Genomic DNA, 17,966 nt, shown 5'->3' on the forward strand with positions numbered 1-17,966 from the left:
TCCGGCAGATCACAGAAACACGATCCGCTCGCGCGCCGTCGTCAGGTTTTCAGGCACAGGCATGCACCGGGTGCGGAACAATGGGCTCCGCCCACACCCGTACGAGCGCCTGCTATCTCTGCACCGCGGGCCCCTATGAGCTCAGGGCACCTCGGTAGAGACCACAGACGTGAAAAACTCCCCCAACATTTCCCCCCGGATTCAGGTCTGGAAGAAGTGAAGCACAGCCGCAACGCTCCGCACAGGCTCGGCCACTACTTTTTTGTCCACTGTCTAAGAGCTGACATGCTGACACGGCGGAACCACCTGCGCCGTTGGGTACTGTGCCTCCCAACGACCACTGGACAGGACGAAGGAGAGCCGTGATCCGGTTAGCCACAGCGGCGGAGCTGACGCAGCTTCAGGACATTGAGCGCGCCGCCGGGAAGTGTTTCGCCGACATCGGCATGGCCGCGATCGCCGAGGACGAACCACCGTCGCTCAAGGTCCTCGGCTCGTACGCACAGGACGGCCGCGCCTGGGTGTGGGCGGACGACGACGACCTGCCTGTCGCCTACCTGATCGCGGAGCTGGTGGACGGCAACGGACATGTCGAGCAGGTGTCCGTACACCCCGACCATGCCGGGAGGAGGATCGGGAAGGCCCTCATCGAGCACGCCGGCGAATGGGCCAGGGCGCAGGGAGCGCCGGCCCTGACCCTCACCACCTTCACCGAGGTGGTGTGGAACGGGCCGTACTACGAGAAGCTCGGATTCCGGCTCGTGCCCGAGGCGGAGCTGACGCCCGGCCTCCGCGAGATCAGGGCTGCGGAGGCCGCACACGGTCTGGACAGGTGGCCGCGCGCCAGCATGCGCAAGGAGCTCTGAGCCGCCCGTCCATCCCGGTCGCCCGCCCCGGCCGCTTCTGCCGGGCCGGGACGCTGCCGCGCTCCGAGATGCGGATGACCCTGATCATGTGCATGGTCGCCCGGTCGACCGCATCGAGGGTCTACAGGGCGGGGAAGGGCCGGGACGGCCGCCCGCCCTGGTGTCCCGCACGGCTCCGGACTCGGCGTCTGGCACCCCGGTCGCCGGTTCCTGCGGGCCGGACGCCGGCGGCCACAGCCGCTGGGGCGTCGAACACGCCACCGCCCGGCTGCACGGAGTCCGCCGCGCACGCAACCGCTGGGAACCTGGCGACGACATCCACGAAACCTGCCTCGACCGCGCCACCTGCCTCATGGCCCAGCGACACGTCCAACCCTTTGTGAGGATCCCTTAGGCCGTTCGCTCACACCCTGCCGTCGCGTTCGACGCGGTGTTCCCACTGCGCCGACCTGCGGAAACGCCGAAAGGAGGGCGGTTGTAAGACTGACTGAGTGACAGATGCGTCGACGTGTCGCATTGCAGTGATCACGGACTGTCGGTTGGCTCGTGCACGCAGCACACCACAGGCGCCGCGCAGACAGCCCGGACGCTGGTCACCTGGAGGAAACATGCGCATCGCACGTGCCGGTCTCAGGGCCGCCCTGGTCGTCGGCGTCCTCGCACTGTCCGCGCCGGTTGCCGCGGCGGCCGGGGAAAGCGACGGGGAAGTCCGTATCAGCCCGGAGCAAGCATCACCGGGCACCACGGTCACCGTCACCACCACCGCCTGCGGCAAGGAGATCTACGGCAAGGGCGAGTCGGACGCGGGCGGGAAGTTCCACCTCCTCGAGGGAGACCGCAAGGGCGTCCTGGTGGGTGAGTTCCAGGTTCCCGAGGACGCCGAATCCGGCACCGACACCGTCACTCTCAAGTGCCCGCCACGGACCAAGGCCACTGCCGAATACAGCATCGCCGACCGCCCCAGCGGTGCGCTCGACGCCGGCTTCGGCGACCCCGGGGACAAGGGCAGTCAGCTCGCCGTCGGTAGCCTGCTGCTCTCCGGAGCGGTCGTCGCCGGGGTGGTCAGGGCGCGCCGCCACCCTACCGGGGTCCGGGTCTGACAGTCGTCCCGCGGGCCCCCGGCACCGCAACGGTGCGGGGGCCCGCAGGGTTTCCCCACCCCCGCCGCTGCCCGCTCCGCTACCCAGCAAAGGCCCGCACCGATGCACGACTGCCCGAGGACGAGCGACGCCGACACCGACGCACCGTCACCCGGGGGCCCCTCGTTCAAGCTGCTCGCCTGCACCGCGATCATCGGGGCCTTGCTGGTGGCCAATGGGCTGCGCGACGACCATCCCCCACAGCCTTCGTCCGCCCACGCCCGGCCCTCGTCCGCGCAGCCCGCACTCCGCCACGCGCCCGACCCCTCTGCCGTACGCCACCTGCCCCCGGCGGATCCCGTACGGCTCCTGATTCCCGAGATCGGCGTGGACGCACCCATGATGCCCCTGAAGTTGGACGGCGAAGGAACGCTGCAGACGCCGCCCGCCGACAGCCCCGGCATGGCCGGCTGGTACGCCGACGGAACGGCCCCCGGCGCGGTGGGCACGGCCGTGGCGGCCGGGCACGTGGACACCCCGCTCGGGCCCGGCGTCTTCTACCGGCTCGGTGCACTCGAGCAGGGCGACACCATCGAGGTCGTACGGGAGGACCGGCGCACCGCCGTCTTCACCGTCGACGCGGTGGAGGTCCACGACAAGGCGGACTTCCCCGACGACAAGGTCTACGGCAACTCCGGCCGGCCGGAACTGCGGGTGATCACCTGTGGTGGCGACTACTCCAAGGGCACCGGATATCAGGGCAACGTCGTCGTCTACGCCACGCTCGAACCGGAGAACTGAACGTCCGGCCCGGGGATGCAGGGGCTCCCCGGTGCATCCGGCCCCGGCCGCGATACCCGCCACCGAGTTCCCGACTCAGGACACTGGGCGCTCATGGCGAACCCGCGGTACCGGGCAGGCCACGACCCTGGACGAAGGGTCGCCCTGGCGGCGCGCTTGCGCAGTGCGATCGCCGCCCTGTGAACGTACGTTGCCGCGGATCGGCGGCGCAGGGCCCCGGGAGCCGCAGGTGCCGTGCGTGTCACTGAGGGCGTGCGTGGGCACCATCGACGGCGAGATGGCCGAACGTCTCCCGCCAGACCGCATACCACTGGCGGAACCACGGGTGGGACTGGGCGAGCGGAACGATGGAGCGCACCGTCTCCTGGTAGTACGAACGGCGCTTCGCCGGCCGGGGATGAGTGTCCAGCCGCTGCACATTGCTCAGCCGGTCCGCCAGTTTCACCAACAGAGCACCGTCCGGGGCGTGTTGCAGGCGTGCCAGATAAGCCGCCCGGGCTTCCTCGCGCGTCTGTCCCTCCGTCGGCGCGGGCTTGGTGACCCAGTCGACCAGGACCGCGACGCGGTCACCGAAGCGCTCCCGCACTTCCTCCGGAGAACACTCCGTGTCCTCCACGACATCGTGCAGCACGGCGGCCCGCAACACATCGATGTCGGTCGTTCCCACCGCCTCGACCAGCACGCATACGGCCTCGAGTAGATGCTCGACATAGGGTTCACCCGCCGGCCGGGTCTGGTTTCCGTGCCACCGCACGGCGAACTCGACCGCCTCATCCAGCAACACGAGGTCCGGATCCGCGATCTGTCGCACCCATCGCTCGCGCACGGACGGCCATCCCCCCGCTGCCTCGAAAACCCTCAACATGACGAAGTCCCAACCCCCTTCAGCACGCCAGGTCGTGGTCGCCCGCCCGACAGGCCCAGCAAACCAGACTCTTCAGCAGCGACAGAACAGCTGGGAACATACGATTGCCGACACCCTGGGCCCACTGGGACGATGTCGGAGTGACCACTGTTGCGGCGCCGGACTGCGTGCTGGTGACAGGCATGCCGGGGGCCGGGAAATCAACCGTGACCAGGTTGGCCGCTGAGCGGCTGCCTCGTTCCGCGCGGCTCGACGGCGATGAACTCAACAGAATGATCGTCAGTGGCTTCGTCTGGGCTCTGGGTGAGCCCGCGGACGAAGCGGCGCGGCAAGTGGAGTTGTTGCACCGCAATCTGTGCACGCTGGCGAACAACTTCGCCGACGCCGGCTTCACGCCACTGATCGACGCCATGATCGCCTCACGTGAGAAGCTGGACTTCTTCCTCGATCTCCTCACACCTCGCCGGGTCTTGTTCGTTGTGCTCACACCAGGCATCGAGGTCTGCCGGTACCGCAACACCATCAGGGATCCGGAAGATCGGTTCGATTTCGACGGCTACGAAGCCCTCGACGCCGACATGAAGCGCGAATTCGGCGCCGTCGGCTGGTGGTTCGACACCGCAGCACTGACACCCGAACAGACCGCCGATCGTCTTGTCCACGCAGCGCCCCGCCATGCCATGGTGAACTGACCGCAGTCAGGCTGCAGAGGGAACCTGTCGTACCCCGCCCTGGGCGGCCGCCCGGGGGGCGGCGCGAAACAGGCCCTGGCGCGCGGCTTTCAGGGAGTCTGGACGTCGTCGAAGAGGGCGAGGGCTTCGGAGGGGTCCGGGCTCACGAGGCGTTCCAGACCAGTGATCGTGATGTTCGCCCACGTGCCGGCCCGCGCCCACATCTGTTCCTCGAAGGCACGTACGGCCTTGTCCAGATCCTGTGGGCCGGGGGAGGCGGCGATGGACTCGGCGAGTTCGGCGCCTTCCAGCATCGCGAGGGTTCGCGCCCGCCCCCAACGGAGGCATCAGGTGGGCGGCGTCGCCCAGCAGCGTCACCCCGGAGACGTGGGCCCAGGTGTGGGACGCGGGAAGTGTGTAGAGGGGACGGTGGACGAAAGCTGTGCCGTGGCGGCGAGTACGGGAGCGGCCCAGCCGTCGAACATGGACAGCAGGCTCGATCGCACGCCCTCGACGTCGGCCGGCCCCAGGTCCGCGCCCTGGTTCGGGCCCACATGCCGGTCCGGGTTCGCGTGCCAGTCCGGCGGCACGCGGAACTGGGCGTACACCTTGACGTGGCCGCCGCTGTTGCGCTGGGCGACGAGCGCGCGGTTCACGCCGTACACAGCCACGGAACCGTCACCGACCAGCCGGGCGAGATCGGGGTGGCGGGTGTCGACATCGTCCAGGGACGTCTCGACCAGGGTGACGCCGGTGTACTGCGGCGCCACGGACGAGACGGTGGGGCGGACCCGGGACCAGGCACCGTCCGCGCCGATCACGAGGTCGAACGTCTCCTGTCGCCCGTCCTCGAAATGGACGACTACGCCGTCCCGGCTCTCCGGCACCACCTCCGTCACGAGCCGCCCCCACTGCACGTCCACAGGCCCGAGCAGCAGGTCGCGGAGTTGCCCGCGGTCGATCTCGGGATTGGCCCGCTCACCCGGATGAGGTTGCCAGTCGCGGAGGACGGTCCCGTCCGTGTCCAGGATGCGCATGGCCTGCCCCTCGGGACGGGACAGCGCCTGGAACTCCTCCAGCACCCCCGCCTTCTCCAGCGCCAGTTGGCCCAGCCCCTCGTGCAGGTCCAGCGTCCCGCCCGCGGGGCGGGCATCGCGGGCCGGATCGCGTTCGAAGACGGTGACAGGGTGACCATGCCGGTGCAGGACGCAGGCAAAGGTAAGGCCGGCGGGGCCGCTGCCGATCACGGCGATACGGGGTCTCATGCCAATGCAACGTACGGCCCCGAACCAAGCCGGTCGCCCCCCGTCACCAAACCGGAACGACGGCATGGGGACGGCTTGCCTGCGAACCGAACGTCGACCGGAGTCGCCCGACGGATCACCGACATCGATGAGAGGACCGCCGTCCGCTACGCGGGCTCGGCGGGGGCTGTTGCCGCGTCCACCGAGCGCGCAGTGCAGCGGCTTCGAGCGGCGCTGGACGCACACGGTGCAGTCGACGGATTCTGGTTCGACTCCCGCGCCTGGCTGGTCATCGCGCGCCGACGTCGACCACTGGCAAGGGACGTCCGGGAAGCGTTCGCAGCGGGGCCCGCTCCAGTACGCGGTCGAGTGCTTCCGTCGTCGGCTGCGAGGCGCGCGAACGGTGCAGGGGGTCAGTGCGGGGCGGACACCACCGCGGCGGCAGGGGCGCTGGGCGTGCAGGTGCCGGACGCCACCAGCGACGCGAGACACGAGGCAGCAGCAAGCCGAGGCAGCAGCAGTGCCCAGAACCGGGTCAACGGAGTCTGCGACAGCCACTGCGGATCCTGCCGGCCCAACGTCTCCAGACCCGCCGTCACCGCCACCACCGCGGTGACCGCATCACCCACCGACCGCCCCCGCGCCCCCTCCCCCTCCGCCCGCCGCAAAACGTCCTCCACCCACTGCTGCCACATCACGCGCAGCCCCGCGCCGTCACTCAATCCGAACCCGGCCCGCAGCACAGCATCGTGATCCAGAGCCCGTACCAGCGCATGTGTCGCATCGATCGACACCTGCAACGCGCCACCCGCCTCCCGGCCGGTACTCACCTCCAAGCGCAGCGCCGCTTCCCGCCCCACCGCATCAGCCAGCGCCGCCTTGTTGGAGAAATGAAAATGCAGCGCACCGCTGCTCACCCCCGCCCGAGCACTGATCGTCGACAACGACGCCACCTCGAAACCGTCCCGGTCGAACAACACGGCAGCAGACTCGAGGACCCGCTTGACGAAGCCGTACCGGGCCGCGAGTTCGGCCGGGAAGTCATCCGCACCCCGCACGATCTCCATCACTCTCCCCCGGCCCACCAGCCGGGCCGAGGCGTCCCATCGGGTTCCGCCCGGCACGTTACGCGCGGGCTGCTTCCTCCTGCGGGACCCGAGCGCCCAGCAGGGCCAGGCAGTTCCCCCAGAGGACGCTCAGCCGGGAGGTGTTGTTGTAGAGCTTGGCGAACAGCACCTGTCCTTCGAGCTGCGCAACGACGGACCGAGCAGCGTCACGCGTGTCGGCGACGGCGACCTCGCCCCGCTCGAAGGCCTCGGCGACGACCGTCTCGACCATGTCGACCTGGGCGTCGAAGATCTCCTGCAGGCGCTTGCGAATGGCCTCGGTCTGGTTGCTCATCTCCAAGGTGAGATTGCCGAAGAGGCATCCGGAGACGGTGCCGCAGGTCTGCTGACCGGCGAGCTGAGCGGCCTCGGTCTCCTGGAAGAGCCGGCGCAGCCGCTGAAGCGGCTCGGCATCGCTGTCCAGGATGCGGGTCCAGTCGCGCTGCTGAGCGGCCCAGTGCTCGTCGATGACCGCCAAGGCCAGGGCCTCCTTGGACTCGAAGAAGTAATAAAAGCTGCCCTTGGGCACCCCAGCGGTCGTACAGATCTCGGCCACACCCAACGCCGAGTATCCGCGCAGCTCGATGAGTGTCTGCGCGGCACTGATGATCTTCTCTTTGGCGTCGCTCGTGCGTCCCATGCTTGCAAGTATACGACCGCTCGTCTAGTTTTAATAGACCGGTCGACTACGAATACACAGGGTGACACTCATTGCGCGGAGTAGTCGCCAGGCAGAGCGTGGATGACACCACCCACCCGTCCCACGAGAAGCAGGAGCCACTCCGATGAGCAACCCGATGCACGAGGTACTGCGGCGCTGGAAGTCCGCCTTCGACGGGCACCAGCCAGACGTCATGGCCGACCTCTTCACCTCCGACGCCCTCTTCCAGGGCTTCGGACCCGAAGTCCTCTCCGGCCGCGAGTCCGTACGGGGCTACTACGACGCCGTCGCGCGCGACCGCAGCGCCGACGTGACGGTCCTCCACACCTACGAGATCGGCGACGAGGTGGCCGGAGGGTTCGCGGACGTCACCTTCCGCGGTGACGGAGGCTGGGTCGCTCCGGTGCACATGTCGCTGACCCTCCAGCGGGACGGCGGGACCTGGCGGATCCGCCAGTACCACGTCTCCAGGATCATGACCTAGTGCCGCATCAGGCAACGTTCGCCCTGGGCGGTCTGCGACGATGGCGCCAAGGACGAGGAAGTCATTCCCATTCTTCGCGTCGAGGACGCTGCGGCGGCGGTCGCGTGGTATGAGCGACTGGGCTTCGCCAAGCAGTGGGAACACCGCTTCGAATCGGGGCTTCCCGCGTTCGTCGAGGTCGCCCGGGGCGGGGTGCGGTTGTTCTTGTCGGAGCACAAGGGTGATGCCCGATCCGACACGTTGGTCTACCTCCGCGTTCGTGATGTCGAGGCCATCGCCTCCGAGTTCGGTGTGCAGGCGAAGGACGCTCCGTTCGGCGCGTGAGATTGAGCTGCGCGATCTTGACCGCAACCGGCTTCGGATCGGCACGCCGACGGAATGACACTCGCCAGCAGCGCGCGGCAGGGAAGCTGTGCTGGTGGCTGAGCGAGTACGCGTCCGCGAGATCGATGACGACGAGGGGAAGCGCCTGCTGCGGATCATCCGCAGAGGCAGCGGGTCGGTGGTGACCTGGCGGCGGGCCCAGATGGTGCTGTTGTTCGCGCAGCGCATGCCTGTGGCGAAGATCGCCGAGGTGACGTTCACCAGCGCGGACCGAGTCCGGGACGTGATCCACAATTTCAACGCTGACGGTTTCGACTCGCTCTACCGAAGTACAAGGGCGGCCGACCCATGACCTCACCCTCCCAGAACGCCGCGAGATCAAGAAGATCGCCAAGTCCAGGCCGGCCGAGCACGGCCTGCCGTTCTCGACCTGGAGCCTGGCCAAGCTGGCCGACTTCCTGGTCGCTGAGGGGGTGGTCGACGACATCAGCCATGAGGGCCTGCGGGTCCTGCTCCACGAGGAGGGCGTGTCCTTTCAACGCATAAAGACCTGGAAGACCTCCCGCGACCCGGACTATGCCGCCAAGAAGGCCCGCGTCGAGCACCTCTACGCGATCGCTGATGGCGAGGTCATACCCGAGGAAGGCGAGCCCGAAGTCGTCTTATGCCTGGACGAGTTCGGCCCGCTCAACCTCCAGCCCCATCCTGGGCGGCAATGGGCCGAGCGCGGCGGACGGCACAAGGATCCCGACCGGGAGCCCAGGCCCCGACGGCGGGCGACCTACACCCGCCCGCACGGGGTCCGGCACCTGTTCGCCGCCTACGACCTGGCCAAGGACAAGCTCTACGGCCACATCAAACCGAAGAAGAACCGGACGAGGTTCCTGGAGTTCTGCCGCTACCTGCACAGCCTCTATCCGCGCAAGATCCGCATCGCGATCGTGCTCGACAACTTCTCCCCGCACCTGACCACGAAGAAGGACACCCGAGTCGGCGAGTGGGCCGCAGCCAACAACGTCGAATTCGCCTACACCCCGACCAACAGCTCCTGGCTGAACCGCATAGAGGCCCAGTTCACCGCCCTGCGCTACTTCGCTCTGGACGGCACCGACCATGCCGGCTACAAAGAGCAGGGAAGCATGATCCGCCGCTACATCATCTGGCGGAACAAGCACACCGCAAACGAACGCCTCCGCGAGGTCGTGAACAGGGCGAACGTGGCCTGAGCCAGTGGAGCACCCGGTGGTTCACACCCGCGGCAGACAGGCTCCCGGGACTGCGGCTCCAGGATGACCTGACGGTACTCCGCCGCGAGCTCCTTCCTGTTGCGGCACTGGCTGACCTGACGCTGTTCGATCGCGTGAGGAGGCTCCCCGTCGGCGGCATTCGCGCCGCTGGGACGGGCCCAGCACTGCCTCGAGGCAGCTGATCACCTAGGCGGACACATATGTGAGTGCCGGATACACCTCCGGGTCGCCCTCGACACCGGCCTCACGGAGGATCGGAATGAGGATCTCGGCGAAGCGGTTGAGGGCCTCCTGGGACTCCCAGACGTCGACGACGCGGAAGGTGCTCTCGCCCTGTCCCGCGATGTGTGCGAGCAAACCTTCTACGGGCCAGTCGGCTGGAGATTCCATCCGGTTCTTGCCCCCCGTCAACTTGCGGTTGGTCTGCTCGTACTGCTCCTGTGTGAACTCGGGGGAGATGAGGACGATCGGCATTTGCGTCCTTCCAGATCGCGGAGACGCGGCATGGGGCTGCCACGTCTGGGCCGGAATCAGGCGACGGCGACGTCCGCCTGTTCACATAGCGATCCTGGGCCGCGTCGCATCATCGCGCATGACTTGCTGCTCCACACGAGAGGGAGTCACGCCCGTCGAGAGGGCGAACGTTGCCTGATGCGGCACTAGCACTGACCGGTGCCGGCGGACGACGGAACCGTGGCCGCTGGTGGCACCCGCTCCGTCGCCGAGACCGCCCGCTACGCGGTCGCGAACCGGCCGCAGACCCAGTTGCCCGGCTCCTCCGGATCGTCGCTCATCCAGTACTGCCGCCACAACAACGCGAACTCCTCGCGGCTGAGGTGACCGTCACCGTTCAGGTCGAGCAACTCGAAGACACCGGTGGCGTCCAGCGGCTGACCGGTCCAGGTCTCCACGAGCCTGCGGTGTTCCTCGGCGCAGATCCGGCCGTCGCCGTCGGCATCAACCGCGTCGAAGACGGTGTCGGCCGTCGCGGTGACGTCCCCGGCCATGGCGGGCAGTTTGTCCACGAGCGAGAGCAGGTCGTCCATGTCGACCGCGCCGTCCCCATTCCTGTCCCCGGCTTCCCGCAGCGCTGACCACCATCCCATGAACAGCGTCGTCACCCGGGTTTGCAGGTCCGTCCCGGGGCCCACGCCCGGCAGCCGGCTCCACCGGGCTACGAGCGCCTTGAAGTCCTCCTCGCGCAGAAAGCCGTCGCCGTCCGCGTCGAATGCGGCGAACATCCCCTTGAGCTTGCGCTCCTGGAACGCGCTGGCCATGTGCAGCCCCTTCCCCCACGCCGAACCGAACCATGAACCGTCGGTAGCCGCCCCGGAACATGTCGGACTGCACATCACTTTAGGGCGGGCGTGCCCACGCTCCCACGGGCACATGTGAGCGAATGGCCACCCGGGCCCGGCACGGACACGCGCCGGTCAAGCTCCTCTCCGCTGCCGTTGCTCATCCTGGCTGCGGGTCGGCACTCGCACCCCGGCGCGATCACGCAGGTGGTGGCGACGTCACTGTTGGGGGCAGGTCGCCGCGAGAGTTCCGCACGCTCCTGTGCCAGGCGCACCCCCTACACGCTCCCGTCCCTGCCGGGCGCCGGCGTCCCTCATACCCCCGCGGTGCAGAATGTGCGAGTGCCTCTCCTCAGCGACATCGGACTCCTCCCCCGCGTCACCGTCCGCCCCCGAACGGCGGCGCCCCGCCCGGCCGCCAGGCCGCGATAGGTCGCCCCCGCATGGACTATCCACCGGACTACCGACTGGACTACCAAGCCGTCCTGGAGCAGATCGTTCAGGACATCGCACCGCAGATCGGCGGTGGTCGGCCCGCCGAGTACATCCCGGTACTGGCCAGTGTCGACCCGAGCCAGTTCGGTATGGCCATCGCCGAGGTGGACGGCACCGTCCACGGCATCGGTGACTGGCAGCGGCCCTTCTCCACCCAGTCGATCACCAAAGTCTTCACCCTGGCGCTGGCGCTCGCCCAGGGAGGCGACGGACTCTGGACGCGCGTCGGCCGCGAGCCCTCGGGCAACCCGTTCAACTCCCTGGTCCAGCTGGAGTACGAGAACGGCATCCCGCGCAATCCGTTCATCAACGCCGGTGCTCTCGTGGTCACCGACCAGCTGCTGACCCTGAACGGGGACGCCGGCAACGGTCTCCTCGACTTTCTGCGGCAGGAGAGCGGCAATCCACAGCTGGGATTCGACGCACAGGTCGCCGCATCCGAGTCCGAGTTCGGGGACCGCAACGCAGCGCTGGCCCACTTCATGGCGAGTTACGGCAACATCGCCAATCCCGTCCCCACGCTCCTCGAACACTACTTCCGGCAGTGCTCGATCGAGATGAGCTGCGCGGATCTGGCGCTCGCCTGCCGTTTCCTCGCCCGGCACGGCCTGCGCGCCGACAACACACGCCTGCTCACCCGCAGCGAGGCCAAGCAGATCAACGCGGTGATGCTCACCTGCGGCACCTACGACGCGGCGGGCGAATTCGCGTACCGGGTGGGGCTGCCGGGCAAGAGCGGGGTCGGCGGCGGGATCGTCGCCGTCGTGCCGGGGCACTGCACACTGTGTGTCTGGAGTCCCGGGCTGGACGCGCGCGGCAACTCGGTCGCGGGTGTCGCGGCGCTGGACCGCTTCACGACCCTGACCGGGCTCTCCATCTTCTGACCGCGGCCCCGGCTCTCTACGGGGCGCCTCGCAGCGTGAGGAGGTAGGTCGCGGTGAGCGCCACGGCACGGTCCTCGTCCTGGGACAGTTCCACGAGGGCCCTTGACGTCGTGGTCCCCGGAATGTCCGCGAGCGCTTGTGTCAGCCGTCGACGTGCGGCCGGTTCGACGGCCCCGGGGGCGAGGCAGGCGACCAGCCTGGTGGCAATCTGCTCCGCCGACGTACGACGTTTCGCCAACGCGCCCAGCGCATCGGCCGCTTCGACGTCATGTACCCCCTCGACGATCATGCCGATGAGCGTCGGGACAGCGTCCGCGACCCCGCGTGGTCCGAGTGCCAGAGCGGCATACCTGCGGACCACGACGTCGGGGTTCGTGAGGGCCTCCTGCAGCGGTACCTTCGCCTCGTCGTCCGGAATCTCGGCGATCGACTGCACGGCACGCTTTCGTACGTCGGCGACCGGTGAATCCAGGCCCTCCGCCAGGAGTGCCACACCGCTGTCCCCGGATTGCGCCAGGGCCCAGCGAAGGGCTCCGGCGACGTGCGGGTCGGTCTCGCTCAACACTGCCTCGACCAGTGCTTCCACCGGAACGGGTACCTCGTCGACCGAGGACAGCGCCGCACGCTGGCGCTTGCCCGCGCTCTCCGACCCCAGGGCCTGAAGCAGGGTGACGATCTGCAGGACGTCCTCCCACTCGGCCGGTTCCGCGGCACCGATCCGACGCAGCCGCCTCAGCAACGCCGTCTCAGCCGCAATGCGTTCCCGCGTCCGGCGGATGAGGTCGTCGACGAGCTCCGCGGGCTGAAAGCCGGGATCATCCAGTGCGCTGCGGACCTCGCGCAGCGACAGCCCCAGTGACCGCAGGCTCTCGATGTGGAAGATCCGCCGGATGTCCTCACCGGAGTACTCCCGATAGCCGGCGTCGGTACGTTCCGTGGGCCGCACCAGGCCGAGAGAGTCGTAGTGCCTGAGCATGCGGGCGCTGACCCCTGACCGTCGTGCCACCTCACCGATCAACACTGCCTGTCACCCGTCCTGGCTGTTCGGTCCCAGAGCTACGATGCGCTTCGCCTCCTCGATCGCGAACTCGAATCCGGCATCCGGATCGCGCGACAACCGTTCCGTGGCGATCGCGTGCTGACGCACATGAGGAGCACCGTCCATCATCGCGGCACGCAGGGCCGGCACCGCCGCCTCACCGAGCGCGATCACGGCGCGGCTGAGACTCAGTTGCGTGTCCCTCTCACCGCGCCCGAACTGTGTGGCCAGGACCTCTGCCAACGCAGATCGTTCACCCGCGGGCACGAGCGCGACGGCCGCTCGCCATGCGCAGCGAGCCACCTCGTCGTCGACGTCGGTCAGCAGCACCCGTGTGATCGCCGGCCACGCCTGCGGGTCCCCGATCTTGGACAAGGTGTGCAATGCCTGGCTGCGTGCCTGCGCCCGCTCCGAGCCGAGTTCGTCGATGAGTCTCGTGACCGTCGTCGGTGAGGGGTGGCGCGTGAGCGCCCACGTGAGCATTTCGCGCACGGAGAACTCGGGCTCGAGCGCGCACCGTTCGATGAGATGGTCGATGAACCCCTCGTGCGGTGTCGTACCGACCGCCAGGGCTGCCCGCAGCCGCACCGACGGGCTGCCGTTCTCCAGCCCCTGGAGAGCTCGCAACGTGTTCGTGTCCTGTTTCGGCATGGCCACCGGAACCACCTCCTCGGCCCCAGTGAAGACCTTGTCATCGTGACAAGGTCAAGCCCGGGCGACGGCGCGGTGCGCGCACCGGTGCCCCGCGGAGGCAGCAGAGCCGACAGATGTCCTCCTCCCCGCGCGACCCCCCTCACGTCCATCGGTCCGGAGATGCGTACCGGGACGGGGGCCGCGCCCAAGACGGCCCCCTGCGCGGCGGTCCCCGCTTTCCCGCGCGCATGACCCGCGTCGTCTTCGGCTCGACGAGTGGTGTCACAGGTCAGAGCGCCATCCGGTCAGTCGCCCAGAAGGTTCGCATCGCAGTCCGCGGTGGTTCCTGTCCGCCGCAAGCCGTGCACGCCTCGGCGATCGGCACCCGTCGGGCCCCTCCCCATCTACACGAGGACGACAGCTTGATGACCATGACTGATCAGGTGGCCTTCGGTCGCCGAGAGCCGAAGACGCGTGAGACCTCCGAGTCCGCGATCGCGATGGTCGACGAGCTGGGGGAGGTGGTCGCGTGGACGCAGGTCGCCGAGCGGCTTCTCGGGTACTCCGCGAGGGAGGTGGTGGGCGGGTCCGCCGCCCGCGTACTACCGGGCTCGGAGGACGCGCCGACGACATCGGCGTTCGTCGAGCAGTGCCGTGCCCTGAACGGCTGGCCGGGCACCACGGCGGTACGCCACCGAAACGGCAGCATGCTCGACATCAACCTGCGGTTCTCGATGGTGAGCGGGGACAGCGGTTCGGTCCGGTGGATCCTGTCCATGAGCGACATCGGCCCGGTCGCCGGCCGAGAGATGAACGCATCCGCACGGCAGTCGCTTCTCGTCCGCGCTCCGATCGGCATCTCCGTTCGCGACCCGGAGCTGCGCTGCACCTGGGTGAACGACACGATGGAGAGGCACGACGGCGTTTCCCGTGACCGACGGCTCGGGCGTCGCTTCAGCGACGCGCTGCCCGGCGCCAAGTCCGAAGCGGTCGAGGCCGTGATGCGGCAGGTAATCCAAACCGGCACGACCACGGTCCACGAGTACCGGGCGTGGCTGGCGACAGGCCCGCTTCAGGATCACACCTTCGCCGCTTCGTTCTTCTCCCTCCAGGGCGCCGACGGCCGGGCGCTCGCGGTGTGCACCGTCACCGTCGATGTCACCGAGACCCGGCGGGTGCGCGAGCGCCTGGCCGTTCTGGGCCAGGCCGGTACACACCTGGGCGGAACACTGGACGTGATGCAGACCAGCCAGGAACTGGCCGACCTCGCCGTGACACTGTTCGCCGACTACGCCTCCGTCGATCTGGAGCAGTCGGTCCCGTTCGGCGAAGGGCCCCCGGTCCACATCGACCCGATGGACGAGCGCCTCCCCTCATTCCGACGTGCAGGTGTGGCCTCCATCCACCACGGGGCCCCTGAATCCGCGTGGGGGCGCGGAGAGCCGGTCCCCGTGCCGTCCGTCTCCCCCATCGCCGACGTCGTGCACACCGGCACTTCCCACCTGGAGCCGATCGTGGACACCGCTCCGGGCACCTGGATCGACGAGGACCCGGTTCGGGCGCAGAAGATCCATGAGAGCGGCATGCACTCCCTGATGGTCGTGCCCATCCGCACGCGGCGTGCCCTGCTGGGCGTGGCGTTGTTCATCCGAACCGGGAACCCGGCGCCGTTCCAGGAGGACGATCTCGCGCTCGCCGAAGAACTCGTCGGCCGCGCCGCCCTGGCGTTGGACAACGCCCGCCAGTACACCCGCGAACACTCCGTGGCTCTGGCGCTGCAACGCCACCTGCTCCCGCACCGTCTGAGGGGTGGTCTGGCGGTCGACGCGGCCTCGCGCTACCTGCCTGCCGACATGGACCACGGCGTCGGAGGTGACTGGTACGACGTGATCCCGCTCTCCGGCGCCAGAGTGGCCCTCGTTGTCGGTGATGTGGTGGGGCACGGCATCAACGCCGCCGCGACCATGGGCAGGCTCCGCACCGCCGTCCACACGCTCGCCGACATGGATCTTCCGCCAGGCGAGCTGCTGGCCCACCTCGACGACACGGTCCAACGACTGGCGGAGGAGGACGCGGACGCCCTGGACGAGGCCCCCGCGGTCGTCGGCGCCACGTGCGTCTACGCCGTCTACGACCCGGTCACCCGCAGGTGCACCATGGCAGCGGCCGGGCACCCTCCTCCCGCGATCGTCGACCCGCAGGGCCACGTCACCTTCCCGGAGCTGCCCACCGGTACACCGCTCGGCATCGGGCTTGGTGGCCCTTTCGAGGCCGTGGAGTTCGAGCTGCCCGAGGGCAGCCTCATCGCCCTGTACTCCGACGGACTGATCGAGACCCGCGACAACGATCTCGACGTGGGAATGCGGCGCCTGGGCGTCGCCTTGGCCGAGCCAGGACGATCCCTGGAAGACCTCTGCACCGGGGCGATGGACACCCTCCCGGGTCATGGACCGCGCGACGACGCCACGCTGCTCGTCGTACGGACCCGTTCACTAGGCCCGGCCCGCATCGCCACCTGGACGCTGCCGAACGACGAGACCGCTGCCGGCACCGCCCGTCAGCTGGCTGCCCGCCGGCTGGCCGAATGGGGTGTGGAGCACCTGGAGGACTCCACGAAGATCATCGTCAGTGAACTGATCACCAACGCCGCTCGTCACAGTGACGGTCCGATCCAACTGCGCCTGATCCAGCATCAGGTCCTGACCTGCGAAGTGTCCGACACCGACCTCTGCTCCCCACGTCTGCGGCGCGCACGCACCATTGACGAACACGGCCGCGGCCTCAGTCTGGTCGCCCACCTGTCCCGTAGATGGGGCTTCCGCTCGATACCGAACGGCAAGATCGTCTGGGCGGAACAGGACTTGGTCGGTTGACTGTGCACGCCTGCCCGAAGCACTCTCCGAGCGTCGGCGCGGCCCGCTCGGGGCGCGGCGGGGCAGGCGTCGGACAGCAGACGGGTCAATTTCATTTGAAAATATCTCAAGTGAAACGATACCTGCTAAAATGTCCTCATGACCGCCGATGCATCCCACGCAGCCACCGCCTCGCGCGCAACGGACCGCCCCGGGGACACCTCACCCTTCGCGCTCGGCCTGCTGCTGCGCCGGGCGCACTGGCGCGCGGCCGCGGCCATGACGGAGGCGCTCCGCCCGCTCGGCATCGAGCTGCGCCATTTTGCCGTACTGATCGTTCTGGTCGACCGCGGCGCGACGGTGCAGCGGGACTTGGCGGAGGCGACGGGGACGGACAAGGCGGGCATCATGCGGGTGGTGGACGACCTGGAGCGGATGGGCCTGGCGGTACGCAAGGCTGTTCCCGGGGACCGCCGGGCGCGGGCGGTGGAGATCACACCGCAGGGCGTCGAGCTTTTCGACGCGGCCCATGAGGCGGCGACGCCGTTGAACGAGCGCCTGGTTGCCGACCTGGATCCCGGCGAGTCCGAGAAGCTGATGGACCTGCTGACCCGGTTCGCCCATCCCGCCGACGGCGCGGTCTGAGAGCGCACGCGCCAGGCACCGAGGGGCGCCGCGTGACGCACCGGGCCGGCAGCGTCACACAGCGCCCCTCGCCTGCCATCACACGGCGAGGCGCTCCGCGAGTTCCTTCGCCTTCGTCGTCGCGTCCGCGAAGGCGCGCTCGCGAGAGGCGCGGTAGAGCGGGATCAGGTCGGACATGGCCGGGTTCCGCGGGGCCATGGTGAGCTCGGCGACGATGAACTCGGGCTCCAGACCGAGGCTGCCCCTGAGGACGGCCTCCAGGTAGTTCTGCACGAACTCGTAGCCTTCGCGGGGCGTGCCCGGCGCGTAGGAGCCGCCGCGGCTGGCGACGACGGTGACCGGGGTGCCCTGGGCGGAGGGGCTGCCGCCCGAGGTGCGACCGAGCAGAATCACGTTGTCCAGCCATGCCTTGAGGGTCGACGGGATCGAGTAGTTGTACATCGGGGCGCCGATCAGGACGGCGTCCGCCTGCTCCAGCTCCTCGATGAGCTGCACGCGCGCCGCGAACGCGGCGGACTGCTCCGGAGTGCGCTCGGACGGATCGGCGTAGCCGGCGGTGTGTGCGTCGGCGGTGATGTGGGGCACGGGGTTGGCGGCGACGTCACGGTAGATCACCGTGCCCTCGGGGTGCTGCTCCTCCCATGCCGTACGGAAGGCGTCCGCGACGGAACGAGACGCGGACGCCTTGCCGGGGAACACGGACGAGTCGATGTGCAACAGCGTGGCCATGGGTTTCCTCCACAGAGCGGCCCGAGGCGGGCAGAGCCAGGGG

General features: G+C 68.7%; 16 protein-coding genes and 3 pseudogenes. 10 read left to right on the forward strand and 9 right to left on the reverse strand.

Features of this window, described 5'->3' with window-relative positions; genetic code table 11:
- Nucleotides 1-362: 362 nt before the first annotated feature.
- The 3 genes from ABTX78_RS19140 to ABTX78_RS19150 all read left to right on the forward strand — a co-directional run bounded on the left by ABTX78_RS19140 (nt 363) and on the right by ABTX78_RS19150 (nt 2,746).
- Nucleotides 363-866, forward strand: coding sequence for a GNAT family N-acetyltransferase (locus ABTX78_RS19140; RefSeq protein ID WP_352207946.1), 504 nt, complete (start codon nt 363-365; stop codon nt 864-866).
- A 608-nt stretch (nt 867-1,474) separates the two neighbouring features.
- On the forward strand, nt 1,475-1,966 hold the full coding sequence (locus tag ABTX78_RS19145) for a sortase (protein ID WP_352207947.1): 492 nt from the start codon (nt 1,475-1,477) through the stop codon (nt 1,964-1,966).
- A gap of 102 nt (nt 1,967-2,068) precedes the next feature.
- A complete protein-coding gene (locus ABTX78_RS19150; protein ID WP_352207948.1) occupies nt 2,069-2,746 on the forward strand; it encodes a class F sortase in 678 nt (225 codons plus the stop codon).
- Nucleotides 2,747-2,987: 241 nt separating this feature from the next.
- On the opposite strand, the gene ABTX78_RS19155 is transcribed toward ABTX78_RS19150, so the two are convergent.
- Nucleotides 2,988-3,572 carry an HD domain-containing protein gene (locus ABTX78_RS19155; RefSeq protein WP_352207949.1) on the reverse strand — a complete coding sequence of 195 codons (585 nt, stop codon included), beginning with the start codon at nt 3,570-3,572 and terminating at the stop codon, nt 2,988-2,990.
- A gap of 179 nt (nt 3,573-3,751) precedes the next feature.
- On the opposite strand from ABTX78_RS19155, the gene ABTX78_RS19160 reads away from it, so the two are divergent.
- Entirely contained in the window at nt 3,752-4,303 is a 552-nt protein-coding gene (locus ABTX78_RS19160) for an AAA family ATPase (protein WP_352207950.1), read from the forward strand.
- Between the two features lie 89 nt (nt 4,304-4,392).
- Here the strand turns inward: ABTX78_RS19160 and ABTX78_RS19165 are convergent.
- The 3 genes and pseudogenes from ABTX78_RS19165 to ABTX78_RS19175 all read right to left on the reverse strand — a co-directional run bounded on the left by ABTX78_RS19165 (nt 4,393) and on the right by ABTX78_RS19175 (nt 7,272).
- Nucleotides 4,393-5,547, reverse strand: a pseudogene (locus ABTX78_RS19165) (FAD-dependent oxidoreductase).
- Nucleotides 5,548-5,939: 392 nt separating this feature from the next.
- The gene (locus tag ABTX78_RS19170; RefSeq protein WP_352207951.1) at nt 5,940-6,593 is read right to left on the reverse strand and encodes a TetR family transcriptional regulator; all 654 of its coding nucleotides are present in this window, start codon (nt 6,591-6,593) and stop codon (nt 5,940-5,942) included.
- A gap of 58 nt (nt 6,594-6,651) precedes the next feature.
- Nucleotides 6,652-7,272 (reverse strand): TetR/AcrR family transcriptional regulator, encoded by a 621-nt coding sequence (locus tag ABTX78_RS19175; RefSeq protein ID WP_352207952.1) that lies wholly within the window; start codon nt 7,270-7,272, stop codon nt 6,652-6,654.
- A 145-nt stretch (nt 7,273-7,417) separates the two neighbouring features.
- On the opposite strand from ABTX78_RS19175, the gene ABTX78_RS19180 reads away from it, so the two are divergent.
- The 3 genes and pseudogenes from ABTX78_RS19180 (at nt 7,418) to ABTX78_RS19190 (ending at nt 9,327) form a co-directional block, all read left to right on the forward strand.
- Nucleotides 7,418-7,777 carry an SgcJ/EcaC family oxidoreductase gene (locus ABTX78_RS19180; RefSeq protein ID WP_352207953.1) on the forward strand — a complete coding sequence of 120 codons (360 nt, stop codon included), beginning with the start codon at nt 7,418-7,420 and terminating at the stop codon, nt 7,775-7,777.
- A gap of 6 nt (nt 7,778-7,783) precedes the next feature.
- Nucleotides 7,784-8,159, forward strand: a pseudogene (locus ABTX78_RS19185) (glyoxalase superfamily protein).
- Nucleotides 8,160-8,195: 36 nt separating this feature from the next.
- A pseudogene (locus ABTX78_RS19190) lies at nt 8,196-9,327 on the forward strand (IS630 family transposase).
- A gap of 207 nt (nt 9,328-9,534) precedes the next feature.
- On the opposite strand, the gene ABTX78_RS19195 reads toward ABTX78_RS19190, so the two are convergent.
- Nucleotides 9,535-9,822 (reverse strand): hypothetical protein, encoded by a 288-nt coding sequence (locus ABTX78_RS19195; protein ID WP_352207954.1) that lies wholly within the window; start codon nt 9,820-9,822, stop codon nt 9,535-9,537.
- A gap of 260 nt (nt 9,823-10,082) precedes the next feature.
- A complete protein-coding gene (locus ABTX78_RS19200; protein ID WP_352207955.1) occupies nt 10,083-10,625 on the reverse strand; it encodes an EF-hand domain-containing protein in 543 nt (180 codons plus the stop codon).
- 464 nt (nt 10,626-11,089) lie between these two features.
- Here ABTX78_RS19200 and ABTX78_RS19205 point away from each other — a divergent pair, with 464 nt between their 5' ends.
- Nucleotides 11,090-12,025, forward strand: coding sequence for a glutaminase (locus tag ABTX78_RS19205; RefSeq protein ID WP_352207956.1), 936 nt, complete (start codon nt 11,090-11,092; stop codon nt 12,023-12,025).
- Nucleotides 12,026-12,041: 16 nt separating this feature from the next.
- Here the strand turns inward: ABTX78_RS19205 and ABTX78_RS19210 are convergent, their stop codons facing one another.
- Together ABTX78_RS19210 and ABTX78_RS19215 are read right to left on the reverse strand one after the other, a co-directional pair.
- The gene (locus ABTX78_RS19210) at nt 12,042-13,046 is read right to left on the reverse strand and encodes a MerR family transcriptional regulator (protein ID WP_352207957.1); all 1,005 of its coding nucleotides are present in this window, start codon (nt 13,044-13,046) and stop codon (nt 12,042-12,044) included.
- 6 nt (nt 13,047-13,052) lie between these two features.
- Nucleotides 13,053-13,715, reverse strand: a complete 663-nt coding sequence (locus ABTX78_RS19215) for a HEAT repeat domain-containing protein (RefSeq protein WP_502993904.1) — start codon at nt 13,713-13,715, stop codon at nt 13,053-13,055.
- 413 nt (nt 13,716-14,128) lie between these two features.
- Here ABTX78_RS19215 and ABTX78_RS19220 point away from each other — a divergent pair, with 413 nt between their 5' ends.
- Together ABTX78_RS19220 and ABTX78_RS19225 are read left to right on the forward strand one after the other, a co-directional pair.
- On the forward strand, nt 14,129-16,570 hold the full coding sequence (locus ABTX78_RS19220) for a SpoIIE family protein phosphatase (protein WP_352207959.1): 2,442 nt from the start codon (nt 14,129-14,131) through the stop codon (nt 16,568-16,570).
- A 138-nt stretch (nt 16,571-16,708) separates the two neighbouring features.
- Entirely contained in the window at nt 16,709-17,194 is a 486-nt protein-coding gene (locus tag ABTX78_RS19225; protein WP_352207960.1) for a MarR family winged helix-turn-helix transcriptional regulator, read from the forward strand.
- A 78-nt stretch (nt 17,195-17,272) separates the two neighbouring features.
- On the opposite strand, the gene ABTX78_RS19230 is transcribed toward ABTX78_RS19225, so the two are convergent.
- Entirely contained in the window at nt 17,273-17,923 is a 651-nt protein-coding gene (locus ABTX78_RS19230; protein WP_352207961.1) for an FMN-dependent NADH-azoreductase, read from the reverse strand.
- Nucleotides 17,924-17,966: the final 43 nt, after the last annotated feature.

Origin of the sequence: Streptomyces sp. NPDC096193, from assembly GCF_040302905.1 — a bacterium.
Taxonomy (GTDB): Bacteria; Actinomycetota; Actinomycetes; order Streptomycetales; family Streptomycetaceae; genus Streptomyces.